The organism is Mycobacterium deserti (assembly GCF_025345615.1).
Lineage (GTDB): Bacteria > Actinomycetota > Actinomycetes > Mycobacteriales > Mycobacteriaceae > Mycobacterium > Mycobacterium deserti.
This window is the reverse complement of record NZ_JAODWD010000005.1, coordinates 513,634-539,341: the sequence shown is the minus strand read 5'-3', so window position 1 is coordinate 539,341 and position 25,708 is coordinate 513,634. Positions and strand designations below refer to the sequence as shown.

At 65.3% G+C, this 25,708-nt stretch carries 23 protein-coding genes; 16 read left to right on the top strand and 7 right to left on the bottom strand.

The window, feature by feature from the left end; all coding sequences use genetic code 11:
- Positions 1-9: 9 nt before the first annotated feature.
- Positions 10-813 carry an SDR family NAD(P)-dependent oxidoreductase gene (locus N4S67_RS22435; RefSeq protein WP_260995211.1) on the top strand — a complete coding sequence of 268 codons (804 nt, stop codon included), beginning with the start codon at positions 10-12 and terminating at the stop codon, positions 811-813.
- Between the two features lie 6 nt (positions 814-819).
- On the opposite strand, the gene N4S67_RS22430 is transcribed toward N4S67_RS22435, so the two are convergent.
- Entirely contained in the window at positions 820-1,662 is an 843-nt protein-coding gene (locus N4S67_RS22430; RefSeq protein WP_260995210.1) for an SDR family oxidoreductase, read from the bottom strand.
- Between the two features lie 158 nt (positions 1,663-1,820).
- On the opposite strand from N4S67_RS22430, the gene N4S67_RS22425 reads away from it, so the two are divergent.
- Entirely contained in the window at positions 1,821-2,843 is a 1,023-nt protein-coding gene (locus N4S67_RS22425) for an NAD(P)H-dependent amine dehydrogenase family protein (RefSeq protein WP_260995302.1), read from the top strand.
- Here N4S67_RS22425 and N4S67_RS22420 read toward each other — a convergent pair.
- Complete coding sequence (locus N4S67_RS22420) at positions 2,836-3,891, bottom strand: NAD(P)H-dependent amine dehydrogenase family protein (protein WP_260995209.1); 1,056 nt, start codon at positions 3,889-3,891, stop codon at positions 2,836-2,838. The two genes, N4S67_RS22425 and N4S67_RS22420, sit on opposite strands and share 8 nt — an antisense overlap.
- A 12-nt stretch (positions 3,892-3,903) precedes the next feature.
- Positions 3,904-5,142: a cytochrome P450 gene (locus tag N4S67_RS22415; RefSeq protein WP_260995208.1), complete on the bottom strand. Its 1,239-nt coding sequence runs from the start codon at positions 5,140-5,142 to the stop codon at positions 3,904-3,906.
- Positions 5,143-5,283: 141 nt separating this feature from the next.
- Between N4S67_RS22415 and N4S67_RS22410 the strand changes: the two genes are divergently transcribed.
- Positions 5,284-6,348: an NAD(P)H-dependent amine dehydrogenase family protein gene (locus N4S67_RS22410; protein ID WP_313959979.1), complete on the top strand. Its 1,065-nt coding sequence runs from the start codon at positions 5,284-5,286 to the stop codon at positions 6,346-6,348.
- A gap of 110 nt (positions 6,349-6,458) precedes the next feature.
- Here N4S67_RS22410 and N4S67_RS22405 read toward each other — a convergent pair whose 3' ends face one another.
- Positions 6,459-7,607, bottom strand: a complete 1,149-nt coding sequence (locus N4S67_RS22405) for an ABC transporter substrate-binding protein (RefSeq protein WP_260995206.1) — start codon at positions 7,605-7,607, stop codon at positions 6,459-6,461.
- A gap of 99 nt (positions 7,608-7,706) precedes the next feature.
- Here N4S67_RS22405 and N4S67_RS22400 point away from each other — a divergent pair, with 99 nt between their 5' ends.
- The 5 genes from N4S67_RS22400 to N4S67_RS22380 all read left to right on the top strand — a co-directional run bounded on the left by N4S67_RS22400 (position 7,707) and on the right by N4S67_RS22380 (position 13,044).
- Positions 7,707-8,837, top strand: coding sequence for an NAD(P)H-dependent amine dehydrogenase family protein (locus N4S67_RS22400; protein ID WP_260995205.1), 1,131 nt, complete (start codon positions 7,707-7,709; stop codon positions 8,835-8,837).
- Between the two features lie 19 nt (positions 8,838-8,856).
- Positions 8,857-9,489 (top strand): TetR/AcrR family transcriptional regulator, encoded by a 633-nt coding sequence (locus tag N4S67_RS22395; protein WP_260995204.1) that lies wholly within the window; start codon positions 8,857-8,859, stop codon positions 9,487-9,489.
- Positions 9,490-9,609: 120 nt separating this feature from the next.
- Positions 9,610-10,398 (top strand): SDR family oxidoreductase, encoded by a 789-nt coding sequence (locus tag N4S67_RS22390; protein ID WP_260995203.1) that lies wholly within the window; start codon positions 9,610-9,612, stop codon positions 10,396-10,398.
- A 28-nt stretch (positions 10,399-10,426) separates the two neighbouring features.
- On the top strand, positions 10,427-11,884 hold the full coding sequence (locus tag N4S67_RS22385; RefSeq protein WP_260995301.1) for an aldehyde dehydrogenase family protein: 1,458 nt from the start codon (positions 10,427-10,429) through the stop codon (positions 11,882-11,884).
- The gene (locus tag N4S67_RS22380) at positions 11,881-13,044 is read left to right on the top strand and encodes an NDMA-dependent alcohol dehydrogenase (RefSeq protein WP_260995202.1); all 1,164 of its coding nucleotides are present in this window, start codon (positions 11,881-11,883) and stop codon (positions 13,042-13,044) included. The genes N4S67_RS22385 and N4S67_RS22380 overlap by 4 nt, the downstream gene beginning before the upstream one ends.
- A 7-nt stretch (positions 13,045-13,051) precedes the next feature.
- Here the strand turns inward: N4S67_RS22380 and N4S67_RS22375 are convergent, their stop codons facing one another.
- Entirely contained in the window at positions 13,052-14,584 is a 1,533-nt protein-coding gene (locus N4S67_RS22375) for an FAD-binding protein (protein ID WP_260995201.1), read from the bottom strand.
- 86 nt (positions 14,585-14,670) lie between these two features.
- Here N4S67_RS22375 and N4S67_RS22370 point away from each other — a divergent pair, with 86 nt between their 5' ends.
- Complete coding sequence (locus tag N4S67_RS22370) at positions 14,671-15,609, top strand: R2-like ligand-binding oxidase (protein WP_260995200.1); 939 nt, start codon at positions 14,671-14,673, stop codon at positions 15,607-15,609.
- Positions 15,610-15,615: 6 nt separating this feature from the next.
- Here N4S67_RS22370 and N4S67_RS22365 read toward each other — a convergent pair whose 3' ends face one another.
- On the bottom strand, positions 15,616-16,056 hold the full coding sequence (locus tag N4S67_RS22365) for a Zn-ribbon domain-containing OB-fold protein (RefSeq protein WP_260995199.1): 441 nt from the start codon (positions 16,054-16,056) through the stop codon (positions 15,616-15,618).
- 54 nt (positions 16,057-16,110) lie between these two features.
- On the opposite strand from N4S67_RS22365, the gene N4S67_RS22360 reads away from it, so the two are divergent.
- The 7 genes from N4S67_RS22360 (at position 16,111) to N4S67_RS22330 (ending at position 24,793) form a co-directional block, all read left to right on the top strand.
- Positions 16,111-17,307 (top strand): thiolase family protein, encoded by a 1,197-nt coding sequence (locus N4S67_RS22360; RefSeq protein ID WP_260995198.1) that lies wholly within the window; start codon positions 16,111-16,113, stop codon positions 17,305-17,307.
- Positions 17,308-17,372: 65 nt separating this feature from the next.
- Positions 17,373-18,578 carry a cytochrome P450 gene (locus N4S67_RS22355; RefSeq protein WP_260995197.1) on the top strand — a complete coding sequence of 402 codons (1,206 nt, stop codon included), beginning with the start codon at positions 17,373-17,375 and terminating at the stop codon, positions 18,576-18,578.
- Positions 18,575-19,411, top strand: a complete 837-nt coding sequence (locus tag N4S67_RS22350) for a mycofactocin-coupled SDR family oxidoreductase (protein WP_260995196.1) — start codon at positions 18,575-18,577, stop codon at positions 19,409-19,411. Before N4S67_RS22355 ends, N4S67_RS22350 begins: the two co-directional genes overlap by 4 nt.
- Positions 19,412-19,444: 33 nt before the next feature.
- Positions 19,445-20,416, top strand: a complete 972-nt coding sequence (locus N4S67_RS22345; protein WP_260995195.1) for an enoyl-CoA hydratase/isomerase family protein — start codon at positions 19,445-19,447, stop codon at positions 20,414-20,416.
- A gap of 2 nt (positions 20,417-20,418) precedes the next feature.
- The gene (locus N4S67_RS22340) at positions 20,419-22,755 is read left to right on the top strand and encodes a CaiB/BaiF CoA transferase family protein (protein ID WP_260995194.1); all 2,337 of its coding nucleotides are present in this window, start codon (positions 20,419-20,421) and stop codon (positions 22,753-22,755) included.
- Positions 22,752-23,516 (top strand): SDR family NAD(P)-dependent oxidoreductase, encoded by a 765-nt coding sequence (locus N4S67_RS22335; protein WP_260995193.1) that lies wholly within the window; start codon positions 22,752-22,754, stop codon positions 23,514-23,516. Before N4S67_RS22340 ends, N4S67_RS22335 begins: the two co-directional genes overlap by 4 nt.
- Positions 23,510-24,793: a hypothetical protein gene (locus N4S67_RS22330; protein ID WP_390893476.1), complete on the top strand. Its 1,284-nt coding sequence runs from the start codon at positions 23,510-23,512 to the stop codon at positions 24,791-24,793. The genes N4S67_RS22335 and N4S67_RS22330 overlap by 7 nt, the downstream gene beginning before the upstream one ends.
- On the opposite strand, the gene N4S67_RS22325 is transcribed toward N4S67_RS22330, so the two are convergent.
- Positions 24,790-25,704 (bottom strand): DUF7065 domain-containing protein, encoded by a 915-nt coding sequence (locus N4S67_RS22325; protein WP_260995191.1) that lies wholly within the window; start codon positions 25,702-25,704, stop codon positions 24,790-24,792. The two genes, N4S67_RS22330 and N4S67_RS22325, sit on opposite strands and share 4 nt — an antisense overlap.
- Between the last annotated feature and the right edge of the window lie 4 nt (positions 25,705-25,708).

Here is a 25,708-nt window from a genome sequence, read left to right as displayed (position 1 = left end):
GATTGCGCAATGGATTTGGGCTTTGCCGGCGCGACCGCCGTCGTCACCGGAGGCAGTAAAGGGATGGGCCTGGCGATCGCCGAAACGCTTGGCGCCGAGGGCGCATCGGTGGCGATCATGGCGCGTGGACAGCAGGGGCTGGATGCGGCGGCCGACCGGATCCGCGGCGCCGGTGCACCCGAGGTGCTCGCGCTGAGCGTCGACATGTCCGACGCCGGATCGATCGCGGCGGGGTACGCCGCAGTGAACGAGGCCTGGGGCCGCCTCAATGTGTTGGTGCACACGGTTGGGCCTGGTGCGGGCACCTTCGACGAACTCGATGACGACGACTGGCATGCCGCCTTCGACCTGGGCACCATGTCCGTGGTCCGGTCGGTGCGCGCGGCGCTGCCGATGCTGCGCGCCGCCGAATGGGCACGTATCGTCACCTTGTCCGCACACTCGATTCAACGCCAGAGCCCGCGACTCGTCGCCTACACCGCGACGAAGGCGGCGCTGTCGAGCTTCACCAAGAATCTCTCGAAGAGCCTTGGGCCCGAAGGCATCCTCGTCAACTGCGTATGCCCGGGCACCATCGTGACCGCGAGCTTCACCGAGATCCTCAAGGACGTGCTCGCTGCCGACGGACTGGACTCCGCGGACCCGCACGATGTGATGACATGGGTGGAGCGGACCTACGGCCATCCCTCTGACATCGGCCGGGCCGGACTGCCCGAGGAGATAGCTTCGGCCACTGCGTATCTCGCGTCACGCCGGAACGGCTACGTCACCGGAGCCACCGTCAACGTCGACGGCGGCTCCGACTTCATCTGACGATCGTCAGCGTTTCTCGGACATGATCCGTTCGGTGTCCTGAGCCCACTGCGCTTGGTGACGGCCCATCGTCATGGCGCCGTTCCAGCCGCCATCGGTCCACAGCACCTCACCTCCGACATAACTGAAGCGCGGGCTACCGAGGCAGACCAGGGGCCAGGCTTGTTCCTCCGGAGTCGAATACCGCCCGACCGGTCCGATGGCCTGATCCACGGTGTCCTTACCCATCAAGTCCTGAAAGGCCGGCATCATCGCCGTCTCGGTGGGGCCCGGGTTGATGCAGTTGATCCGGATGCCGCGGCGACCGAGTTCGGGATACCACCAGCCCACCCATGCGTCGATGATGTACTTCGAGTAGGCGTAACCGCTCCACGACCACTTCTTCTCGTTCGCCGTCAGCCACTCGACGGCCGCATCGAACCCCTTGGTCTCGAGCAGGCCGGTGATGACCTTGATGTGGTCCTGCCAGCCGATCGCCGCCGACGACGAGATGACGCTGATGGCCGACCCCTCGGGCATCTTCGGCACCAAACTCTCGGCCAGGTGGCGCGCTCCCACAAAGTTCACCAGGATCGTGTCCCATTCGCTGAACGGCGGACCGGGTAACCCCGCACAGCTGAAGAGCCCGTCGACGGGGCCGTCGATGGACGCCGTGACCTCCTCGATGCTGGCGCGGTCGCGTAGATCGATCTGCAGCGCACGCGCGACGGGAACCGTCGTCGGTTTGATGTCGAGTGCGGTGACCGTCGCACCGAGGTCGACGAGGATCTGTGTGGTCGCCTGCCCCATACCGGACGCCGCGCCCGTCACGACGACCGCCTTGCCCTGGTACCCGAGCACATCGTCCATGGCACACTCCTGTCGAGAACTTCATTTGCCGAATATGAGAACACACGTTATCACCGGTGTTACCGTGACATCGTGATCGCCCGGAAACCGGCCGCGTGACTGCAGGTACCCGTCCACTGCGGATCATCCAGTGGGCCACCGGCGGCGTCGGCACCGAGATGCTCACCGCTATCCTCGACCACCGTCCCGACCTCGAGTTGGTCGGCGCACGCGTGTACTCCGACGCCAAGAACGGGGTTGACGTCGGAACGCTCGTCAACAGGTCGCCGATCGGCGTCACCGCCACCACCGACGTGGACGCGATCCTCGCGCTCGACGCCGATCTCGTGTTGTACGCTCCGTCGTTCACCGACCTCGACGACGTCTGCACGCTGCTCGAGAGCGGCAAGAACGTAGCGACGCCGTCGTTCTTGTTCCATCCACGCCGCATTCCGGAGGCCGACCGCGAGAGGTTGATGGCGGCGTGCATGAAGGGCGACAGCACCATTCATGGCAGCGGCCTCAATCCGGGCAATCTTTCGGGCGTACTGCCTCTCGCGCTGTCGGGCATGAGCCGCACGATCGAGCGAGTCACCCTGCAGGAGAGGGCCGACTGGACGCTGTGGGAGAGCACCGAGATCACCTTCGACGGTATGTGGTTCGGCCGGCCGACCGATGAGGTGACGCCCACCGCCAACGCCTACCTGGGGTTCCTGACGAAGCTGTTCGTCGAGCAGACCTGGTTCCTCTCCGACACCTTGACCGCGGACATCGACGACGTCTCGGTGACCCTAGAGACCGTGCCGGCGAGCAAGGACCTCCAGATCTTCGATCACGTGGTTCGGCAGGGCACGACCGCGGGACAGCGCTGGAACTTCGTCGGCCATCGCGACGGGGTGCCGCTGATCGAGTTCGAGACGCTCTGGACCGTCGGTGGTGAGTATCCCCGCCACTGGCCCAAGCCGTTGGATGGTTGGACGTTGACCATCGAAGGCGATCCGTCCATGCGTACACATTTCTTTCCGCTGGCCAGCTTCTCGCGCGAGGCGTCGATCTCCGAACATGTTCGGGCCGGCCTCATCACGGTGGCGATGCAGGTAGTCAACGCCATCCCGGCCGTCTGCGCGGCGCCCGCCGGCTTCGCGACCATGGCGGATCTCCCCCTCGTCCGCAGCTATACCGGCTTCGGAAACGTCAGGTAGCCGTGCGGTTCGTCCAGTGCGCGACGAACGGCGCAATGGTGGACAGGTCGTAGAGTCCCGGTTCCACCGCGACGACGACAGGTATCGCGTTGATCGCATGCATGGCGGTGGCCAGGCAACCCTGTTCGGCGTGATCCTCTCCGTGAGACCCGATCGCGAGGTGAATCCGCAGATTCGGTTCGCCTTCGAAGGCTACCTCGTACCCGATCTCGGTCGGCCAGTCCGGAGCGAGATCGTCGGCCATGCGGGTGAGATGCTCGACCGACATCGTGGTCTCGCCGCAGTCGAGGGCGACACCGAATCGCATGGCACCGACGGTGCCCGCGGGGATCTCGCCCGCGGCGACGGTTAAGGCGCGCGGAGTCGTGACGACCTCGCGAAACCCGTTCACCGAACGAATCTTCAGTCCAAGCGCCACGGCGAGCACGGTCGCGCTGCCGATCCACGCGCTCGCCGCATACTCCGTGTTGCTCAGCAGCGGCGTGGTGTCGTCGGATGCATGCCCGAAGCCCATGGCATTGAAGATCAGATCGTGACTGGCGTACGTCGAGTAGTTGAGCACCTCGCGGACACTGATGCGGCTCGTCCGCTGCGTCAGCCGTGACAGCAGCGGCGCCAGCATCTCCCCCACGAAACCTGGGTACAGACCAAGCCCGAGAAACGATGATTCCCCCGCCGTGCAGGCGCTTTCGATGCCGTCGGCGAGCGATTCGTGCAATGACCGCGGGTGGATGAACCTGCTGCCGGTCGCGACCACGTTCTTACCCGATGCGAGCAGGTCGCAGACGTCGGCGAAGCAACCGGGCGTATCGGTTTCCACCTTGCCCATGTAGAGCACCACGTCGGCGTCGGTGTTGATGATCTCTTCGCGATCGGCGGTCGCGCGCAGCCCCGTCTCGCCCAACCCGCACAGCGTGCCCGCGTCCACGCCGGTTTTGGCGTTGTCGTAAACCCGCACACCCACGAGTTCGAGATCTTGGCGGCCGAGGACGTGGCGCAGCGACATCATTCCGGTGACGCCGGTCGCCCACTGGATAACTCGTGTCATGTCAAAGCTTCCTCAATCCCACACCACTTCGAGGCGTGGCGGCGATCGGAACATGGAGCCGGTGATGTAGGGCGGCGGCGCGTCGGGGTCGAGGCGCAGCCCCGGCAACTCGTCGAACAGCGCGTTGAAGATCTTCGTGGTTTCGAGGCGAGCCAGATGCATGCCCAGGCAGACGTGGGCGCCGTGGGCGAATCCGATGTGCGGCTTGCGTTCGCGAAAGATGTCGAACTTCTCCGGTTCGGTCCACCGCGCTTCGTCGTGGTTGGCGCTTCCGAGGCTGAGCATCATCGTCGCGCCCTTGGGCACCTGGACGTCGGCGATCTCGGTGTCACGGGTGACCTCCCGCATGAAGTTGAGCAGCGGGGTTTCCCACCGGATGCCTTCCTCAATGGCATGTGGCAGCAGTCCACGGTCATCGCGCACGGCGTCGAGCTGATCAGGATGTATGAGCAACGCATACGCCAGGCTGGCGGTCGAGCGCGATGTGGTCTCGGCGCCTGCCGGAAGCAGGTTTCGCATGAAACCGTAGATCTGCTCGTCGGACATCTTCACGCCGTTGATCTCGGCGCCGGCGAGGATCGACACCATGTCGTCCTTGGGTGCTTTCCGCTTCTCGGCGAGGATCCCGACGAAGTACTCCTTCATCGTCGCCGATGCCCGCAGCGCGCATTCCATGTCGCCGCGGAAGCCCAGCAGGTCGATCGCGAGCCGATGGAAATGCAGCACATCGGAATCGGGAAGGCCGAGCAGAGCGGCGATCACCCGCACCGGGATCGGCATGAACACCGCATCGACCAGATCGGCCCGCTTGGCGTCCTTGAGCTTCGCAATGGTCTGGTCCACCAGTGGGCCGACCAGTTCGTTGTCCCACCGCTTCATCGACGAACGCGCGAACGCGAACTCGTGCAGCCTGCGGTATACGGCGTGTTCGGGATCCTGCATCTCGAGGATCGTCGGGCCCTGCAGTGGCCGGACGACGTCTTCGTAGCAGCGAGTGCTGAAGGTGACGTTGTCGGTGAAAATCGCCTTGACGGCATCGAACGTGTACGCCGTGAAGGTCGGCGGCCCATCGCCGGAATTGCCGATCATGCCCATCTCGGGCCACCCCGCGTGCACCGGCGCCTGCGCGCGCAGTTCCTTGAGCAACGAATACGGGCTGGCGTCACCGTCGGCGCCCATGCCCTCGTTGAATTTGTCCTGCGCGTCGCGAATGCTCTGTTCGAGTTCCTCGACGCTCGCCGGCTCGAACATGTCACGACTCCTCACCGTCGGTCGGCAGGGTATCAACATACACTCTGGTGGTTGCAACCTCCATACTGTAGGTTGTGCCTGGTATCGGGCTACGGCCTTCGCGAAAGATGAACCGGGAGCGTTTGATTGGCAACTCGAGTGGTGCAGTGGGCAACCGGCGCGGTCGGCCGCGCCGCGCTCGCCGAACTCATCGAGAATCCGAATTTCCAGCTGGTCGGCGTCCTGGTGTATGACCCGGCCAAGGCGGGTCGGGACGCCGGAGCGCTGTGCGGTTTGCCCCCGACCACCGGGGTGCTCGCCACCGCGGACAAGGAAGAGATCTTCGCGCTCGGTGCCGACGTCGTCATCCATGCCGCCAGCAAGGCGCACGCCGTCGACACCAACGCCGACGACATCTGCCGACTACTGGCGTCGGGCACCAACGTCGTCACCACGACGTCGTACAACCACCTGCCCACCTACGGCGCCGCGACCGAAGCCGCATTCGTGGCGGCTTGTCGGGCAGGGCAGTCGCGCTTCCACGCTGCCGGCGAGAATCCAGGATTCATGTTCGAACGCCTGGTGGCGACAGTGACGGGGCTGAGCAAGACTATCGACCGCATCGATCTCTACGAGGCCACCGATGTGTCGGCCGTCGACAGTCGTCCGATGCTCGTAGATCTCATGGGGATGGGCCGACCACCCGAAGACGTCAGCGTCGACTCGCCGATCATCAAGAAGCTCGACATGGCGTACCGGCAGGCGCTCAACGCGACAGCCGATGTCCTCGGCGTCACCCTGGACCACGTCGAGGTGTCGGTCGACGCCACCACGCTGCCGCACGATATCGAGGTGCTCGCGGGCACCATCGAGGCGGGAACGGTCGTCGGACAACGGTTCTCGTGGGTCGGCCATTGGTCGGGGCGGCCGCTGCTCGCCATTCACGAGGAATGGGTGCTCACCCGCGATCTACCCCAGTGGGACCTCAAGCCGCTCGCTCCCGGCGAGAAGTCGCCGTTGATACGCGCAGTCATCAAGGGCGTGCCGAGTTTCGAGCTCGCCCTCGACGTCGGATGGGACGGCCGGTTCCCGACCGGACAACATGCCCAGCCGGGCCATCTGATGATTGCGATGGGTGCCGTGCGCGCGATCCCCTACGTCATGGCGCAGCCGCCGGGCATCGTCACGGCGCCGGTGTTCGGGGCGATCCAGCTGGCGTCATCGTGAACCCGCCCGTAAGTTCCGCTCCTCTGGTCACAGCGATCGACGCTTTGTCGGCACCTTCTCGAACTTCGTCTGCCAAGGTTGATCGGTGTGACTCTGCGGGCGGCCGAGATTCAGCGCGCGGCAAAAACACCTACCGCGCGTGAGATGTTGTCGCTCGGCGCCGCGTGGAAGACATGTCCGCTTCCGTCCGGCAGCACTCGACGCGCGATCAGGTAATCGGATCCCAGCCAGCCCTGCCTGATGTAGCGGCCGAACCGCAGGAACGTCCCCGGCGCTCCGCTCGCCGACGGTACGAGCTTCACCTGCTCGATTCCGTCCTTGACCCCCTCTCCGGTCAACGGTCGTGCCGCCCCCAGACCCCGCGCGATCACGGTCGCCACGTCGTGGCAGAGCCCCGGCATCGAGTGTCCCGGCCGGCGACCGTAGCGCGCCTCGAACCGGTCGAGGAAGGCCTGGCCGACGAGGTTGCGCTCGTCATAGCTGTCCAAACCGATCCAGCCGCGCAACTGCCGCATCCATTCGGCGTTGATGTGCGCCATCTCGAATGCGGTGGTGGTGTAGCGCGGCGGGTCCCAGCCTGCGGCCAGCAGTGCGTCGGAAAAACCCCACAGCCCGTGGCCGAAGCCGACATGCACGAGGGAGTCGGGTTCGGCGGCGCGAAGTTCGGCGACCGCCGCCGCCTTGTCCGCCTCCACCTGGGGAATGGCGGCCGTCGTCACGATCTTCAAACCCGCAGCAGAGTAGGCCTTTTCGGCGAAGGCGAGATACTCCTTGCCGATCAACGACGCCTCGTAGGCGATGGCGATACGCGACCGTCCGTCGCCAAGCAGCACCGCGGCCAGCATCACCGGCTCCTCGGGCATTGACCCGTTGTTGAGGGCGAACGTCCACTCGCCCAGCGCACCCTCCGACCCCGACAGGATGATGTTCGCAACCTTGGCCACCCGGTTGGCGTGCGCGGTCAGCGGCACCGCATTGTCTGAGACGTATGGGCCGAAGATCGCCAGGCAGCCTTCGGCGACCAGCTCGTCGTATCCGCGTTCGACGGCGTGGTACGTGCCGTTGGGCAAGCCGATGACGTGGCGCTCCACCACCTCGATGGGCCGGTCGATTACGCCGGCCGCGACCGCTTCGTCGAACACCAGCCGCAGCGTGTCCAGCGTGTCGTCATCGGTTCCGGTCCCGGTCGGATAGTCGTTGAGCATGCCGACTTTCAGCGGGGCCACCGAGCCGTACGCGCGAGCATGTTCGTCTGCCATACCGGCAACATACAACACGAAGGTTGCTATGCGGGCGACGGAAATCTACGTTTCCTAAACCGCATATCTCCGTTATCGCCGGTTGGTAGCGTCGCCGCCATGTCCGTCGAATCGACAACCGAAAAAAAGTACCGCGTGATCCAGTGGGGCATGGGCAACGTGGGTACGCTCGCGCTGAGCCACTTCGCCAATAACCCTGTCTTCGAAATCGTCGGCGTCCTGTGCAACCGTCCGGAAAAGATCGGCAGAGATGCGGGCGACCTCGTCGGGGTCGGACCGATCGGTGTACTGGCCACGACCGATAAGGACGCCCTCGAAGCATTGGATGCGGACTGTGTCTTCTACGCCCCGCTGTGGTCCGACGTCGACGAAGTATGCCGGCTACTGCGCGGCGGAAAAAGCGTCGTCGCCTCGGGCGGCGCGTGGTGGCACCGGACCGAAACCAACAGCGCCGACATCGACAAGATCGAGGCAGCATGCCAGGAAGGAGGTACGTCATTTCACGGCGGCGGCATTCATCCCGGCTATGCCGCGGATCTGCTGGTACTCACCCTGGCCCGGATCGCCGGCAAGACCGACCATATCCACATCTACGAGGCGGTGAACTTCAACAAGGACACCCTGAAGTATCTGGACGAGATGGGATTTGGCAAGACGCCTGCCGAATTCGCGAAGGGCAATCTGTTCGCCGACGCCTGGTCGCTGTTCGCACAGTCGTTGACCATGGTGGTGGAAGGACTGGGCAAGACCGTCGAGAAGTTCACGACAGACGTCGAGGTCGGCCTCGCCACCCGTGACATCCCGTATGAAGGCTCAGCGGACATGGACATGCCCGGCCTGAAGGGCGTGATCGAGCAGGGCACCATCGCCTCCCAGCATCACCTGTGGACGGCGTGGGTCGAAGGCAGGCCCTTCATCACTCTGCACGAGCTGTACTCGTTCATCGAACACGACTCCATCGAACCCAGACCCGACTGGGAGCCCTATTACCACTACCGAATAGTGATCGAAGGCGATCCCGGTACCGAACTGATCCTGCGTGGCAACGAGCATGCGCGCGAGACAGCCAAGCCCGGCTACGTGGGATACGCGTGGACGGCGATGGAGCCGGTGAACACGATTCCTGCCATCTGTGACGCGCCGCCGGGGTTCAAGACTCATAACGAACTCGGGTTGATGCCGGTGATCGGCATCGTCCGCAGAGGACGCGCGCCGCAACCTTCAGCCTGAATGTTGCTACGATGCGACCATGGCCAATCGTGGCGGCACGGACTCCGAGCGGCGGGCTCGCGGCGACCGGACCCGGCGCGACCTCATCGAAGCCGGCCGCACCTTGTTTGTGGAGAAGGGCTACTTCAACACCAGCATCGGCGATCTGGTCACCACGTCGGGTGTCGGCACCCGCGGCGCTTTCTATCACCACTTCAAGGACAAAGCCGAGCTTTTCCGAGCGGTATTCGAAGAGGTCGAGCGCGACCTCACCTTGCGGTCGTTGGCCTCGCCACCGCCCGGTGCGGACTCCTGGGAGCGGCTTTGCGCCGGGCTTCACGGTTTCCTCGAGTCGGCGTTGGAGCCCGAGGTGCAGCGCATCATGCTGCTCGACGGCCCTGTCGTGTTGGGCTGGCAGACACTGCGCGCGATCCAGGAGGGCAACAGCATCGCGCTGATCAACGAGATGGTTCGCAATGCCATCGCTGAGGGCATCATCGACGACCTGCCCGTTGTCGAGCTGACGCACATGCTGGTCGCGGCGCTCGAGGAGGGCGCGGTTCTGGTGGCGCATGCCAAAAGCCCGGGCCGGGCTCGTGGTCGAGCGGCGAAAATACTCGACCGGCTGCTGCTCAGCTTCGCCACAGAACCCCGAAAAGTACTAAGGCCGTGACGCTTTGCCCAGCATCAGTCCGTTGCCGCTACCCATACGGAAATCTTAGTTTCCGCTTTCTGATTATTACTCTTCTCTCAATCTGATAATGTGTCTTCGCCCTCTTCCCAAGGAGATCTGATGCCAGATGCGCCGCCACCGCGAGTAGCCGTCGTCGGAGCGTCCGCGGGCCTGGGCCGCTGCATCGGAATGGGATTGGCAAAAAGGGGAGCGCGCGTCGCCTTCCTTGCAAGACGTCATGATCGTCTGGTCAACGCCGCGAAGGCAGCGGGCAACGGCGCGGCAGCGGTCGCGTGCGACGTCACCGACAGCGATGCCTGCCAGCGGGCCATGGCAGAGGTCGCCGAAGACTTCGGCGGCCTGGACGCACTCGTCTATACCACCGGTGTCGGCGTGCTCGCGCCGCTCACCGACGTGACCGCCGAGCAGTGGGAAAAGCTGTTCGCCACCAACGTCACCGGCGCCTCCCTGATTACCGCGGCGGCCGCACCTCACCTGGCCGCGGCTTCCGGTTCGGCGGTCTACCTATCGTCATTGAGCGCGTCATACTCCGCGCCATGGCCGCTCCTCGGCGCCTACGCGGTGTCCAAGGCGGCCCTGGACAAGCTCGTCGAGGCGTGGCGCATCGAGCACCCCAACATCGGCTTCACCCGACTCGCGGTCGGGGACTGCTTCGGCGGTGAAGGTGATTCCCAGACCGAGTTCAACAAGACCTGGGACCCCGAAGCGATGGAGAACGCGATCCGGTACTGGATGGAGCATGGCTACATGCGGGGCGGCCTCGTCGAGGCCGAGCATCTCGTCGAGACGGTGCACTCCGTACTCGCCTGCGGGAATAGCAGTTTCATTCCCTACCTGACATTGGCTCCTCGACCGTCCGGCGCGGTGGCCGAACTTCGACAGGGGTGAAGGAATTTCGGTGACACACGAATCGCGCATGCTCATCGACGGCAAGCTCGTCGAATCCGAAACGGGCCGCCAGTTCGACAACATCAACCCGGCGACCGAGGAGGTGCTCGGCGGCACCGCCGACGGCACCCGCGCCGATATGGAACGTGCGGTCGCAGCGGCCCGGCATGCCTTCGACCACACCGATTGGTCCCGAGATCCCGAGGCCCGAGCCGCCGGCCTGCGCCAACTGCAAGCGGCCCTGGAGGCCGAACGCGAGGAGATCCGCAGCGAGCTCATCGCGGAGGCCGGGTGCCCGCTGCTGAGCACCTACGGGCCACAGCTCGACGTGCCGCTCAAGGAAGCACTCAGTTGGCCGGCCGACATGATCGACCAATTCGCCTGGAAGCGCCAGCTTCCCGACAAGGACGCCTTCGGCATGGGCATGCTGGCCGAACGCGAAGTGTGGAAGGAACCCGTTGGCGTCGTCGGGGTCGTCACGCCGTGGAACTTCCCGTTCGAGATCATCCTCAACAAGATCGGGCCGATTCTGGCCATGGGCAACACGATGGTGCTCAAGCCCGCGCCCGACACGCCGTGGAACGCGACCCGCATCGGCCGGATCGTCGCCGAGCAGACCGACATCCCGCCCGGCGTCATCAACATCGTCACCTCTTCGGACCACCTGGTCGGCGAGGTGCTGTCGACGTCACCTCTGGTCGACATGGTGGCGTTCACCGGGTCCACGGCGACCGGGCGGCGCATCATGAAGGCGGCCGCCGACACCGTGAAGCCGACGTTCCTGGAACTCGGCGGCAAGTCGGTGTACCTGGTGCTCGACGACGACGGTGACATCAGCGCATCCGTTGGCGGTAGCGCGTTCATCTCTATGCACGCGGGTCAGGGTTGTGCGATGCCGACCCGCCTGCTGGTTCCGAATTCCCGCTACGCCGAGGCGGTGGAGATCGCCAAGGTGGCGATGGAGAAGAACAAATACGGCGACCCCACCGATCCCTCCGTGCTGCAGGGCCCTCAGGTGTCCAAACGCCAGCAGGACCGTGTGATGGGCTACATCGAGAAGGGCAGACAGGAAGGTGCGCGGCTGGTCACCGGTGGCAATGTGCCCAGCCAGTTGGTGAAGGGATTCTTCGTCGAGCCAACAGTTTTCGCAGATGTCGACAACCGGATGACGATCGCGCAGGAGGAGATTTTCGGTCCGGTGTTGTCGGTCATCGGGTTCGACGACGACGACGAGGCGGTGCGGATCGCAAACGATTCCATCTACGGCTTGTCGGGTGTCGTGTTCGCCAGTGACCTCGATCGGGCCAAGGCTGTGGCGAGCCGGATCCGTACCGGCACCTTGGGTATCAACGGCGGGTTGTGGTACGGCGCGGATGCACCGTTCGGCGGCTACAAGCAGTCGGGCATCGGCCGCCAGTGCGGTATCGAGGGACTCGAGATCTTCACGGAAACCAAGACCGTGGGCTGGCCGAAGGAGTCGCGATGAAGTCGAAAGCGGCAGTGCTGCGCGGCGTCGGCATCGACTGGGAGGTGACCGAGGTCGAACTCGACCCGCCGCACGCCGGCGAGGTGCTCGTGAAGATGGCCTACGCGGGCATATGCCACTCTGACGAGCATTTCTACACCGGCGACAGTGTGCCCAGTCCGGAGATGGAGGAGATGATGCGGGCCTCCGGCGTGCCGGTGCCCGAGTGGTTCCCCATGCTCGGTGGACACGAGGGCTCCGGTGTCGTCGAGGAGGTTGGCCCCGAGGTCAAGACGCTCAAACCCGGGGATCACGTCGCCATCTCGTTCTTTCCGTCGTGTGGTGACTGCCGCTGGTGCGCGACAGGACATACATACCTCTGCGACGTCGGTGCTGACATCTACAGCAAGGCGATGACCACCGACGGCACCCGTCGGCGCCACCTCGGCGACGAGGATCTGATGGCGATGATGCAAGTCGGCACCTTCTCCGAATATGTCGTCGCATCGGAGCGGTCTCTGGTGAAAATTCATGACTGGATTCCGTTGGAGGCTGCGTCGCTCGTTTCCTGCGGTGTGACAACGGGATTCGGCTCGGGATCGGTGGCGGCCGGTACCGAGGTCGGTGACACCGTCGTCGTCGTCGGCGTCGGCGGTATCGGCATGAACGCCGTGCAAGGCGCCAAAGCGGCAGGCGCCAAGCACATCGTGGCCGTCGACCCCAACGAGTTCAAACGCGAGATCGCACCCGTCTTCGGCGCCACGCACACCGCCGTTGACGCGGGCGCGGCGCTGGAAGTCGTCAAGGAGATCACCTGGGGTGTGATGGCCGACCGTGTCGTGCTGACACCCGGCGTGGTCCCACCGGATCTGGTCATGGTGGCGATGATGCTCCTGCGCAAGGGCGGAACGTGTGTACTGACCGGCATGGCCAAGGTCAGTGACCTCATGGTGCCGCTGATCCTGCCCGACATGGTTTCGTCCTGTAAGACGCTCAAAGGCGTGCTCTACGGTGAAATGAACCCGCGCGAAGCCATGCCGCGGCTGCTTTCGATGTACGAGGCGGGCACGCTGAAACTCGACGAGCTCGTCACGCAGAGATACAAGCTGGACGACATCAATGAGGCAATGAAGGATCTTCGCTCGGGAAGTAACATCCGCGGCGTGATCGCGTTCGAGTGACGAAGCGTTACCTCGCCCGCGCCATGTGCAGCGCCGCGAGGTGACTGAACAGCAGCGATGCCCCGATGGGGTTGCCCCCGCCCGGATAGGTCTGGCCGGACACCGCGGCCATCGTGTTGCCCGCGGCGTAGAGGCCGTCGATCGGCTGATCGTTCTCATCGAGCACGCGAGCGTCGACGTCGGTGCGTAGCCCACCCTTGGTGCCCAGGTCCGACAGCCCGAACGCGGCCGCGCGGTAGGGCGGCGTGTCGATCGGCACCAGCGGTGACTGACCACCGGTGAAAGCCCGGTCGAAATGCTCGCGACCCCGTCCGAAGTCCTCGTCGTCGCCGCGCCGCGCGAACTCGTTGAATCGATGCACGGTTTCTTCGAGATCGCCAGGGGGAACGCCGATCTCGCCTGCGAGCCCGGCGATCGTGTCGGCGTGGACCCACAGGCGCGCCGCCTCGTATTCGGCGGTCGCCGAGAAGGACACATTGGTCGCCATCACCGGCGGTTGCTCACCGCTTCGGCTGTCGTAGACCATCCAGTACCGCGTGCCGACGCAACCCTCGCTCATGGCGCGCAGAATCTCGCGTCCCAGCCGGTCGTAGGGCGCCGACTCGTTGACGAACCGGTGGCCCGCTTTGTCGACGAAGATGCCGCCGGTGAAACACAGGGCAAACGCTGCGCGTCCGTCGGGATGGATCAGCCCAGGTGACCACCAGGCCTGGTCCATGAGGTCGGTACTCGCGCCGACAGCGAGCGCCGCCCGGTGCGCCAGGCCGACGTTGCCTGGCGCACCCATGGTGTCGAGCGCCCGACCGGGGACGCCGAACTGCTCACGCATCTCAGTGCTGTGCTCGAAGCCGCCGGCTGCCAGCAGGACACCACGACGCGCGGAGATCGAACGCCGCCTCCCGTCGTGCTCCACCACGGCCCCGACGACCCGGCCGTCGTCGACAACGAGTTCGACCAAACTGGTTTCGAGGTATGCCGCCACACGAGGGTTGTCTGCCATCGCGGCAAGGAACCGCCCGACGAGAGCCCGGCCGCCGGTGAGCAGATCGGGCTTCGCAGCGCCGAGGCGCTCGTGGTCCAGCGGTCCGCGGACCAGTCCCTGGAACCGGCCAAGCCGGCTGTCGGGCACCGCCTTCGAGACGATATGGCGCAGGCCGTCGTTACGTGCCCCGGCGACCGAACTGTAGTAGTCCGGCCACGGCAGGATCTTGAACGCGAAGTGCTCGTCGTGTTCGAGGTAAGCGATGAGCGCTGCACCGCCTCGCACATACGTTTCCTGGAGGTCAGCCGGTGTGCGCTCGCCGACGACCGCGCGGTAGTAGCGCAGCGCGTCGTCGATCGTGTCGTCGCAGCCTGCGCGGGCCAGTACCGGGTTGCAGGGGTACCACATGCCGCCGCCGCCGGAGTAGGCGAACGTGCCGCCAAACTGGTCGGTCGCTTCGACGAGCGCCACAGAAAGTCCCTCGCGCGCAGCGGTATAGGCGCCGGCGAGCGCTCCGGCGGAGCCGGCGACCAGCACGTCCACCGTTTCGTCCGCCATAGCGGCACCCTAAGCACCGGCCCGCTCCGCGGAAGTGAATCGCCGCTCCCATTGACTGTGAAGTGAGTCACATTAGAGTCGGCGCCATGACGCGAACACGACTCGGCTCGCTCGGCGCGGGCGGACTCAATTGGGACAGCCTGCCGCTACGACTCTTCGCCGGGGGCAACGCGAAATTCTGGGACCCCGCCGACATCGACTTCTCGCGGGACAGGGCCGACTGGGAAGGGCTGTCCGAGCGGGAGCGCGACTCGGCCACCCGGTTGTGCGCGCAGTTCATCGCCGGCGAGGAGGCAGTGACTCAGGACATCCAACCGTTCATGGCGGCGATGCGCGCCGAGGGACGACTTGGCGACGAGATGTATCTGACGCAGTTCGCGTTCGAGGAGGCCAAGCACACTCAGGTGTTTCGGATGTGGCTCGACGCGGTGGGCCTCACCGACGATCTGCACGGTTACCTCGACCCACTGCCGGCCTACCGGCAGATCTTCTATGAGGAGCTTCCGGAGTCCCTCGGGGCCTTGGCGTCGGACCCGTCGCCCATCGCCCAGGTCCGCGCCTCGGTCACGTACAACCACGTGATCGAGGGCATGATGGCGCTCACCGGCTACTACGCCTGGAACAAGATCTGCGTGGAGCGCGGCATTCTGCCCGGAATGCAGGAGTTGATCCGGCGCATCGGCGACGACGAACGACGCCACATGGCGTGGGGCACGTTCACCTGCCGTCGCCACGTGGCCGCCGACGACGCCAACTGGGCGGTGTTCGAGACCCGGATGAACGAGTTGATCCCGTTGGTGCTGGCCAACAACGACGACACCTTCGCCCTCTACCCAGACGGCGCGCCGTTCGACTTCGACCAGGACGAGTTCGCGCAGTACGCGACCGACAAGGGCATGCGCCGGTTCGGCACGATCGGCAGTGCGCGCGGCAGGCCGCTGAGCGAGATCGACGTCGACTACTCTCCGCTGCACCTGGAGGACACCTTCGCCGACGAGGATCGGCACGCGCTGGCCACCGCCTAGCTCGGATCACGCCTCGATACGTGGTGCGAAAACGGGAACGAACACGCTTTCGTCCTCGAGCTCGTGTCTCTCGAATCGGACGTGCACCTTCATCCCGACATGAATCGAATCAGGCTCGCAGTCAACGATATTCGTCGCGATTCGCAGATCAGCCTGCTCGTCCAGTTTGACGATCGCGATGACGTACGGCACCGGGACGGCGGGGTTGAAGGGTTGGTGGTTGACCGTATAGGTCAGCACCTCTGCCCTACCGGACACTGGGCGCGCAGCGAGTGTGGCTCCGCAGTCCGGACAATCCGCCGCCGGAGGGCTCACCCACAGCGCGCACTCGGTGCACTGCTGTATCAGTAACAGTCCGTCGGCGCCACCTGTCCAGAATGGGCGGTTCTCGGTGGAGAGCGGTGGCAGCATCCGTTTTGGAATGGCCTGCGAGGCGTCGTCTGCCATGATCATAAAAATAGACTTTCACCCCAAGACGCGAGATGGAACCGGTGGTCGCCGATGAGTTACTTCGAGAAGGACGCGATCATCAGCGGCCTCGGAATCTCCCGGATAGGTCGCCGCTTGGGGGTCCCGGGTTTGGAGCTGACGACCGACGCCGCGCGCGCGGCGATCGCGGACGCCGGCCTCACCACCGACGACATCGATGCGATTCTGACCTTCGGCGACACACCGCCCGAGGAGGTCAGTCAGGCGCTGGGCATCCGTATGCCCGAGCAGACGTTCGGGTTCGGCACCGGCGGCGTGCTGACGCCCGTCATGTCGGCCTTTCACTCCGTGTCGCAACGACGAGCCCGGCACGTACTGGTCTACCGCACAGTGCAGATGCTGGGCGGAGCAATGACGGACGCGCCCGCCTCGCCGATGCTCAACCCCTTGGCGAACCCGCCCGTCGAACCTCGGCGTCCTGGAACGCGCAGGAAGCTCGCGCCGTTCGCCGACATCGAAGAACTGCTGTCCGCCCATTCGTACTCGGCGGCCAATTGGCTGGCGATGCACGCTCAGCGCCATATGGCGCTCTACGGGACGACGAAGGAACACCTGGGCTGGTTGGCTCTCAACAGCCGACGCAACGCCGCCCTCAATCCGCGGGCGGCGTTCCGTGAACCGATGACCATGGACGACTATCTTTCGGCGCGCCCGATCTCGACGCCGTTCGGCCTATTCGACTGCGATGTGCCGGTGGACGGATCGGTGGCACTTGTGGTTTCGCATGCCGACTTCGCGGTGGACTGCCCGAATCCGGCGGTGAAGGTGGAGGCGATCGGCGGCGCATACGGTTCGGGAGGGTGGTTCCATCGCGACGATTTCCCGAAGATGGCGTCGAGCGAAGCGGCGGCAGAGATGTGGTCGCGTACCGATCTCAAGCCCACGGATGTCGACGTCGCCGAACTCTACGACGGCTTCACCTATCTCACGTTCGCGTGGTTGGAGGCGTTGGGCTTCTGCGGCGACGGCGAGAGCGGCCCGTTCGTCGAAGGGGCGACGCGGATCGCGCTCGACGGGTCGCTACCGCTCAATACCTACGGTGGCCAGTTGTCTGCCGGGCGAATGCACGGCTACTGGCTGTTGCACGAGGCGTGCCTGCAATTGCGGGGCCAGGCCGGCCAGCGTCAAGTGTCGCGACGGCCCGAGGTGGCGGTTGCCGCGGCCGGCGGCGGCCCGATCGCGGGGTGCATGGTCCTGACCGCCTTTTAAGCAGAAGGTCTAAACAGCCCAACCGTCGTCGACCGCTGACAAACTGACCGGGTGCGAGGTGAGCCATGACGATCGACGCCGACAGCGACGTCTACTACGACCCCTATGACGTCGACCTCAACGCTGATCCCTACCCCATGTTCCGACGGCTGCGCGAAAGCGAGCCGCTGTACTACAACGCCGAGCACGACTTCTACGCGCTCAGCCGTTACGACGACGTCGATGCCGCGTACATCGATCACGTCACCTTCAGCTCGGCGCGCGGAGCCGTGCTGGAAATTATCAAGTCCGGCATGGACATTCCGCCGGGAACGCTGATTTTCGAAGATCCGCCGATCCACAACATCCACCGCAAACTGCTGTCGCGGATCTTCACCCCGCGCAAAGTCACCGCGCTGGAGCCGAAGATCCGCGAGTTCACCGCGCGTTGCCTCGATCCCCTGGTCGGCACGGGACACTTCGACTTCGTCAAGGACCTCGGGGCGCAGATGCCCATGCGGGTGATCGGCATGCTGCTGGGCATTCCGGAGGCCGATCAGGCGCACGTGGTCGAGCACGGCGACTCCACCCTGCGCACCGAACGCGGCGGCAAGATGACCGAGAACCCCAACGGCGCGATCGCCACGGGTGAGGTGTTCGCCGAGTACATCGACTGGCGCGCCGACCACCCGTCCGACGACATCATGACCGAACTGCTGACGGCCGAGTTCGCCGACGAGACGGGTGCCACGCGGCGGCTCGGCCGCGACGAACTATTGCTGTATCTGCAGGTGATCGCCACCGCGGGCAGCGAAACCACGACCCGACTGCTGGGCTGGGCGGGCAAGGTGCTGGCCGAACACCCCGACCAGCGTCGCGACCTGGTGACCAACCGAACACTGCTACCCGCGGCGATCGAGGAGTTGGTGCGCTTCGAGCCACCGGCCCCACATGTCAGCCGCTACGTCGCCCGCGACGTGTCGTACTACGGGCGGACGGTGCCCGCGGGCAGCGCCATGATGCTGCTCGTCGGCGCGGCCAACCGCGACCCGCGCAGGTTCGGCCACGACAGCGAGGAGTTCAACATCCACCGCGAACCGCACCAGCATCTCGGGTTCGGCGTCGGGACGCACTTCTGCCTCGGCAACGCGCTGGCCCGACTCGAGGGGCGGATCGCGCTCGACGAGATCCTCGACCGCTTTCCGGAATGGGAGGTCGACCTCACCGACGCCGAGCTCAGCCCGACTTCGACGGTGCGCGGCTGGGAGTCGATGCCGGCGGTGCTGCCGTGACCGGACGGGTCGGGGGCAAGGTCGCCTTCATCACCGGTGCGGCCCGCGGGCAGGGGCGCAGCCATGCCGTGCGTCTCGCGCAGGAGGGCGCCGACATCATCGCCGTCGACATCTGCGAGCCTATCCGGGACGTGGTCTACCCGGCGTCGACGCCGGAGGACCTCGCCGAAACGGCCGATCTGGTCAAAGCGCTCGACCGACGCATCGTCACCGCCGAGGTCGATGTCCGCGACTACCAGGCCCTCAAAACCGCGCTGGACAGCGGCGTCGAGCAGTTGGGCCGGCTCGACATCGTGGTGGCCAATGCCGGCATCGGCAACGCAGGCAACAAGCTGCACAAGGTCCGCGAACACATCTGGCGCGACATGATCGACATCAACCTCACCGGTGTCTGGAAGTCGGTCAAAGCCGCTGTACCGCATTTACTTTCAGGCGGTCGCGGTGGCTCGATCATTCTGACCAGCTCGGTCGGCGGGATGAAGGCGCTCCCCCACACCGGTCACTACATCGCCGCCAAACACGGCGTCGTCGGGTTGATGCGGACGTTCGCGGTCGAACTGGGCCCGCACATGATCCGGGTGAACTCGGTGCATCCGACGCAGGTCAACACTCCCATGGCGATGAACGACGTCACCTTTCGGCTCTTCGCGCCGGACAAGGAGAACCCGGGGCCTGAGGACTTCGCGCCGATTTCGCAGATGGGCCACACATTACCGGTGCCCTGGGTCGAGCCTGAAGACATCAGCAACGCCGTATTGTTCCTCGCCTCTGACGAATCTCGTTATGTCACAGGCGTACAGCTGCCCGTCGACGCGGGCAGCCTGCTGAAGTAACCCAATGATGCGCACGAAAGAGCGGAGACACGCATGCCTGAATACGACTACGAAGAGATGAAGGCCGAAGCGGAGCAGTACATCAAATTCGAGAAGGACCGCAAGAACCGGATCGCGACCATCACCTTTGATCGACCGGATGCGCAGAACTCGACGACGCTTGGGATGCGGCAGGTTTACGCGGACCTGATCCACAAGTGCAACGTCGACGACGACGTCAAGGTCGTCGTGATTCGAGGCGAGGGCCAAGATTTCGGCAGCGGGGGTGATCTTCCCGAACAGCGGGGCATGCTGGAGAACCCGGGTATGCCACTGCTGCACGAGTTGGCCATCAACGACGACGACGTCAAGTATCCCCCCGGCGGCTCCTACCGCTACCTTTCGACGGTCACCGACTTCTACGCCAAGGCGCGCGCGGGCAACCGTCCGCTGCAGGAACTGCGCAAGATCAGCATCATCGAGGCCAAGGGCTATTGCTACGGCTGGCACTTCTACCAGGCCGGCGACGCCGATCTGGTGATCTCCTCCGACGACGCGCTGTTCGGCCACCCAGCGTTCCGCTATGTCGGCTGGGGCCCGCGCCTGTGGTGGTGGGCCGAGACCATGGGTCTGCGCAAGTTCTCCGAGATGCTCTTCACCGGAAGGCCTTTCAGCGCAAAGGAGATGTACGACTGCGGATTCATCAACAGTGTGGTGGCCCGCGACGACCTGGAGGCGGAAACCGAGAAGTACGCACTGGCGTGCTCGAAGACCAGGCCGACCGACACCGTCGCGGTGCAGAAGACGTTTCTCGAGCTCTACAAGCAGCACAAGGGCGAGTACTTCGGCAGCCTGTTGACCGGCATGGTCGAAGGTATGTTGCCGCTGATCCAGAACGACCAGCAGAACGACGTCGACCTGACCGAGGGCACGTTCAGCAAGGGACTCAACAACGTCGTCAAGGACAACGACATGAATTTCCCGCCGGAGTGGCGGCTGTCTCGGTCGGGACGTAACAAGCCCTGACCATGTCCGCACTGACCGGGCACCGGATCATCGAGCTGGCCGAATCGGTGGCTGGCGAGTATTGCGGCAAGCTGCTCGCCGATCTCGGCGCGGACGTCATCAAGGTCGAACGGCCCGGGTGGGGTAGCCCCACCCGGGCGATGGCGCCGTTCGCCGATGGCGACGGGCACCCCGGCAGTGTGCTGTTCGAATACCTCAACACCAACAAGCGCTCGGTGGCGCTCGACGCCGTTCGCGACCGCGCGGTTCTCGACGAGCTGATCGCCTCCGCGCAGGCCGTCATCGATGACGGCATATCCGCCGTGGAGCGGTCGAGCCTCCCTGATGTCGTGCACTGCTCGATTACGCCGTACGGCCGAGACGCCCCAGCTGAGCTGCGGAACGACAAGAGCCTCAATGTGTTCCACAGCAGCGGCTGGGGGTACCACACACCGAGCCACGCCGACACCGCGCTTGCGCCGCTGAAAGGCCCCGGCCGTTTCCTGGCCGACTACGAGGCCGGCATGGACGCGGCGCTGTGCGTCGCCTCGGCGTTGTTCAGCCAGATGAACAGTGGCCGGGGCGAAAGCATCGACATCTCACAGCAAGCCGTCCTGGTGTCGCGCGCGGACTGCATCCTGGGCCGATTCATCACCGGCGAGGTCGCACCGGAATGCACCCGCGACGACTACGACCAGGCCGGCCCGGCCTCCTTCTTCGCCTGCGGCGATGGTTTCGTCTACCTGTACATGACGAGCGGGGCGCACTGGGCGGCGCTCAAAACGCTTCTTGGACGCCCCGACTGGCTCGACGACTTCGATGACGACTGGCTGGAGTTCGGTGTGACGGCGGAGCGGGTGGCGGCGTTTCGCCAGGGCTTCGCGGCCTGGATGCGCAACCGGCCCGCAGAAGCCACCGCCGAGGAGGCGCAGCGGCTCGGCCTCCCGCTGGTTCCGGTCAACGGCGCGTCGGACCTGGCGCGCTCACCGCAATACCGTCATCGCGGATTCTTTCAGACCCTCGGAAACACCACCTACCCCACCGTGGGATACCGCATGAGCGCGACTCCCGTCCAGATCACCAGCGCAGCACCATCTCTCGGCGGGCACACCGCCGACGTCCTGCAGGGCCTGCGAACATCACGGCCCCGGCCGCAGGTCAGATCATCGCAATTGAAGACGCCGAAGGCGCCGCGCGGCGGACCGCTGCAGGGCGTACGGGTCGTCGAACTCACCAAGGTATGGGCCGGACCGTATACCGGAAAGCTGTTGGCCTTCCTGGGTGCCGAAGTCATCAAGGTCGAAACGGCCGACCGCCCGGAGGAGATGCGCGCCTACGGCGGCACTGACATCAACCACGCGCCCTATTTCCTGAGCATTAACCCCGAGATCCTCAGCGTCGACCTCGACATCAAGAACAGCGCGGGCCGCGACCGGCTGCACGAGCTCATCGCGCGCTGCGACATCGTCGTCAACAACCTGCGACCGGGCGCGATGGAACGCCAAGGGCTCGGCTATCCCCAGCTCGCCGCAATCAAACCCGACATCATCTCCGTGTCGATCAAGATGTGGGGTAACGACGGTCCGTTGGGATACCAGACCGGGTACGCACCATGCTTCGCCGCGCTGGCCGGTGTCGCGTCCCTGGTGGGGTACCGCCATGGTGCACCGCTCGGCGCGAGTATGCGTTATGGGGACTCGACCGTCGGCGCTGCGGCCGCCTATGCGGCGGTGGCAGCGCTGCTGCACAGGGAGCGGACCGGCGAAGGCCAGTTCGTCGACGTCTCTGCGGTCGAGGTGTTGTCCTCGATGGTTGGCGACCGTCTGCTGGAGCACGATGTGATCGGCACCCCGCTGGTGCCCGACGGCAATTACCACCCCGATATGGCGCCACACGGGTGCTACCCCTGCACCGGCGCGGACTGGATCAGCATCGCCGTCGCCGGCCAGGTCGAGTGGCGCGCTCTGTGCGATGTGCTCGGTGCATCCGCCCTGGCGAGCGATTTCCGTTACGCGACAACGGCTGACCGGCACCGGCACGCGGATGCCCTTGACGCCGACCTGTCCGCGCTCACCCGCACGCACGAGGCCACGGCGCTGGCGCACCGACTACGCGGCGCAGGGGTGGGCGCGGCTAAGAGCGCAACGGCACTGGACGTGATCGGTGACGAGTTGTTGTGGCAACGTGGGGCGTACCGCTTCGTCTCCGACCACCGCGAAGGGCAGCGACCGGTGCTCGGACCGTCGTGGCGCATGACCCGATCCCCGGTCCGAATCGAACGCGGCGCCCCCGATCTGGGTGAAGACAATGACTACGTGCTCGGCGACATCCTCGGGCAGACAGGAGCGGTGAACACGTGACGGCCGTGCTGTCGGGAACCGTGGCCTTGGTGACGGGCGCCAGCAGCGGCATCGGGGCCGCCACCGCACGGGCACTGGCCGCCCACGGCGCCACGGTCGCCTTGGTTGCGCGCCGCGTGGAGCGACTGCGCAGGCTGGCAGATGACATCGAGTCCGCGGGTGGAACAGCGTTGGTGGTGCCCGCCGACGTCACCGACGCGCAGCAGGCAGCTGACGCGGTCACGGCCGTGATCGGCGCCGGGGGTCGGCTCGACACGGTGGTCAACAACGCGGGTCTGATGCGGATGGGCGCGGCGGCCCAGGCGCCGCTGACGGATTGGGACGACATGGTCGCGGTCAACGTCATGGGTGTACTCCATGTGACGCGTGCCGCGCTCGAGCACCTGACCGCCGCCGCCGCCGACTCCCCGCGCGGCGTAGCCGATGTGGTGACAATCAGTTCCACGGGTGGGCGGGTGGCTCGACCGGGGACAGCGGTGTATTCGCTGACCAAGTTCGGGGTCAACGCGTTCTCCGAAGGCATCCGCCAGGAGCTGATCGGCAGCCGGGTGCGGGTCGGCATCGTCGAGCCGGGCACGGTCGACACCGAGATCAGCGACCAACTCTCCCCCGCCGCCAGGGAGGCGTTCGACCGCAACACCGCGGGCATGGTCAAGCTGATGCCAGAGGACGTCGCGGACGCCGTCGCCTACATGGTCACCCGCGACCGGCGGGTGGCCGTCAACGAGATCCTGGTTCGCGCCGCTGAACAGACATGGTGACGGTGGACTGGGTCCGCGGCGGCGATACCGGTCTGCCGATTCCCGCCCATATCGGCGCGCTGCGGCAAGATCCGACAACGTTTCTCACCAACGCTTTTCACGCTTTCGGGACCTTGACCCCCGATAACGCGGTAGAACGAGTGGTGCGACTCGGCGAGGTGGCGGGCGGAAGTACCGGCCGCAAGGCGGTCCTCACCGTCGAATACACACATCCGCAGCCGGGCCTGCACACCGAGCTGTTCGTGAAATTCTCCAGAGACTTCGACAATGCCATCCGCGACGTCGGACGGACGCAGATGGAACCGGAGGTGCGGTTCGCTGCTCTGGCGCGGACTCCCGGCTTCCCGATCGACGTGCCTGCCACCCAGTTCGCCGACTATCACCGCGAATCCGGAACGGGCATTCTCATCAGTGCACGAATCCCGTTCGGCGTCAACGGTATCGAGCGGCAGTATCACAAGTGCCTCGACTACGAGATGCCAGAACAGGTCCAACACTATCGCGCGCTGATCACCGCAGTGGCACGGCTGGCGGGCACCCAGCGGTCGGGCCGACTGCCCGATCACCTCGTCGATCTGTTCCCCGTCGATCTGCAGGCCGCCACCGTCGGGGAACGACGGGTCTTGTCGCCTGAGCAGCTGGACCGGCGGCTAACCCGCCTCGCCGAATTCGTCGAACTACACCCCGGGCTGTTTCCCGCCGCTGTCCGTTGCCGGCAGTTCCTCTCGCGAATGGCGCCCGAGGCAGTCGAAGTTCTCGGGCACGAACCCGCGGTGTGGCGCCACCTTGCCGAGGCCGACGACTACATCGCCTTGTGCCACTGGAACGCCAACGTCGACAACGCGTGGTTCTGGCGCGACGGCGACGGTGAACTGCGCTGCGGGCTGATGGACTGGGGCTGCGTGAGCCGGATGAACGTGGCGATGGCGCTCTGGGGGGCTCTATCAGGCGCCGAAACCGACTTGTGGAACGACCATGTGAACGATCTGCTCGCGTTGTTCTGCGACGAGGTGCGGCGCAGCGGAGGGCCGAAGCTGGATGCGGCGGTGTTGGCGCGTCACCTTGTGCTCTACGCGACGCTGATGGGTGTCACATGGCTGCTGGATGTGCCTGCGCTCGTCCGCGCCCGTGTACCAGGCGCGGGCCCGTCGTTGGCCCGCACCGATCGCGGTATCAGGGACGACGAGGCTGTGCGGGCACCGTTGCAGATGCTCATCAACGTGTTGAATCTCTGGGCGACAAGGGATCTCGCGCGAGCTTTGCGCGGGATCGGCTAGTCGAGCAGCGCCCGCACCTGCTCGCGCGCGAAGAACTCTTGATCTTCGCCCCACCCTTGCAGCCCGTCCCAGCGCCAATCGGTCAGCGTCCAGAACGTCAGCCGTCCCGGCCAGCCCAGCCAGCGCAGCGCGGTGCGTACTCCGCCCTCGGCATGCAACGTCCGGCCGCGATCGTCGCGAGCGTCGAGAATCACCCGCGCCGGCGCGCCTCCTCGACGCTGCATGACCTGGCGTCGCCCGGCGACCAATTCGCCGAGTTCACCGTCGCGCATGAGATACCCGCCGATCACCGTGTCGACGCCGGGATCCTTGCTCGCCATCGTGATGGTCTGCCAGTGCGCCTCGGGGCCCGCGATGGCCCAAAGGTAGTCGCCCGACCGCCGGGCGCCCGGCCTGTGCGGACCCCAGGTACGGTCGCGCATCGAATAGCAGTCGACATCGATTCGCTCGCCGTTGAGCGTCACCCGTCCCCGCATACGGCCAGGTTGATCAAAGTGACAGTGCTGCGGTGACGCCTGCCCGAGGACGTGCGGCGCCATCAGCGCGGTCCACTCCAGATCCAGGTCGAGCCCGAGATTGGAATACGACAGCCGGTAGCGCCGCATCGGTTCAACGACCTGATGGTGAAGCGAGTTGGGTAGCGCGAAATCGGTGAACTCGAGCGCGCCGGTGGGGGGTTGAGTCCACCGCCAGTCGTAGAACAAGCAGTCGTACACCTGCTCCCCGGTGGGATCCCACAGCGCAGGTCCCCCACCGGAGACTCCGGTCCGGACATCATGGAAGTAGTACAAGAAGCCGTTGATGTTTCGATCAGGAACCGCGAAGCCGAACCAGCCGCTCTCGTTCCAGAGAGCGTCCTCGGATGCGGCGTGAAAGGTTTCGTCGGACGCGCCGATGGTGTGCATGACCATGGGC

Bases quoted from the DNA above. Each gene is read 5' to 3' on its own strand.
- N4S67_RS22435 (WP_260995211.1), top strand. From the start codon at position 10: ATGGATTTGGGCTTTGCCGGCGCGACCGCCGTCGTCACCGGAGGCAGT.
- N4S67_RS22430 (WP_260995210.1), bottom strand. From the start codon at position 1,662: ATGGACGATGTGCTCGGGTACCAGGGCAAGGCGGTCGTCGTGACGGGC.
- N4S67_RS22425 (WP_260995302.1), top strand. From the start codon at position 1,821: ATGCTCACCGCTATCCTCGACCACCGTCCCGACCTCGAGTTGGTCGGC.
- N4S67_RS22420 (WP_260995209.1), bottom strand. From the start codon at position 3,891: ATGACACGAGTTATCCAGTGGGCGACCGGCGTCACCGGAATGATGTCG.
- N4S67_RS22415 (WP_260995208.1), bottom strand. From the start codon at position 5,142: ATGTTCGAGCCGGCGAGCGTCGAGGAACTCGAACAGAGCATTCGCGAC.
- N4S67_RS22405 (WP_260995206.1), bottom strand. From the start codon at position 7,607: ATGGCAGACGAACATGCTCGCGCGTACGGCTCGGTGGCCCCGCTGAAA.
- N4S67_RS22400 (WP_260995205.1), top strand. From the start codon at position 7,707: ATGTCCGTCGAATCGACAACCGAAAAAAAGTACCGCGTGATCCAGTGG.
- N4S67_RS22395 (WP_260995204.1), top strand. From the start codon at position 8,857: ATGGCCAATCGTGGCGGCACGGACTCCGAGCGGCGGGCTCGCGGCGAC.
- N4S67_RS22390 (WP_260995203.1), top strand. From the start codon at position 9,610: ATGCCAGATGCGCCGCCACCGCGAGTAGCCGTCGTCGGAGCGTCCGCG.
- N4S67_RS22385 (WP_260995301.1), top strand. From the start codon at position 10,427: ATGCTCATCGACGGCAAGCTCGTCGAATCCGAAACGGGCCGCCAGTTC.
- N4S67_RS22380 (WP_260995202.1), top strand. From the start codon at position 11,881: ATGAAGTCGAAAGCGGCAGTGCTGCGCGGCGTCGGCATCGACTGGGAG.
- N4S67_RS22375 (WP_260995201.1), bottom strand. From the start codon at position 14,584: ATGGCGGACGAAACGGTGGACGTGCTGGTCGCCGGCTCCGCCGGAGCG.
- N4S67_RS22370 (WP_260995200.1), top strand. From the start codon at position 14,671: ATGACGCGAACACGACTCGGCTCGCTCGGCGCGGGCGGACTCAATTGG.
- N4S67_RS22365 (WP_260995199.1), bottom strand. From the start codon at position 16,056: ATGGCAGACGACGCCTCGCAGGCCATTCCAAAACGGATGCTGCCACCG.
- N4S67_RS22360 (WP_260995198.1), top strand. From the start codon at position 16,111: ATGAGTTACTTCGAGAAGGACGCGATCATCAGCGGCCTCGGAATCTCC.
- N4S67_RS22355 (WP_260995197.1), top strand. From the start codon at position 17,373: ATGACGATCGACGCCGACAGCGACGTCTACTACGACCCCTATGACGTC.
- N4S67_RS22345 (WP_260995195.1), top strand. From the start codon at position 19,445: ATGCCTGAATACGACTACGAAGAGATGAAGGCCGAAGCGGAGCAGTAC.
- N4S67_RS22340 (WP_260995194.1), top strand. From the start codon at position 20,419: ATGTCCGCACTGACCGGGCACCGGATCATCGAGCTGGCCGAATCGGTG.
- N4S67_RS22330 (WP_390893476.1), top strand. From the start codon at position 23,510: ATGGTGACGGTGGACTGGGTCCGCGGCGGCGATACCGGTCTGCCGATT.
- N4S67_RS22325 (WP_260995191.1), bottom strand. From the start codon at position 25,704: ATGGTCATGCACACCATCGGCGCGTCCGACGAAACCTTTCACGCCGCA.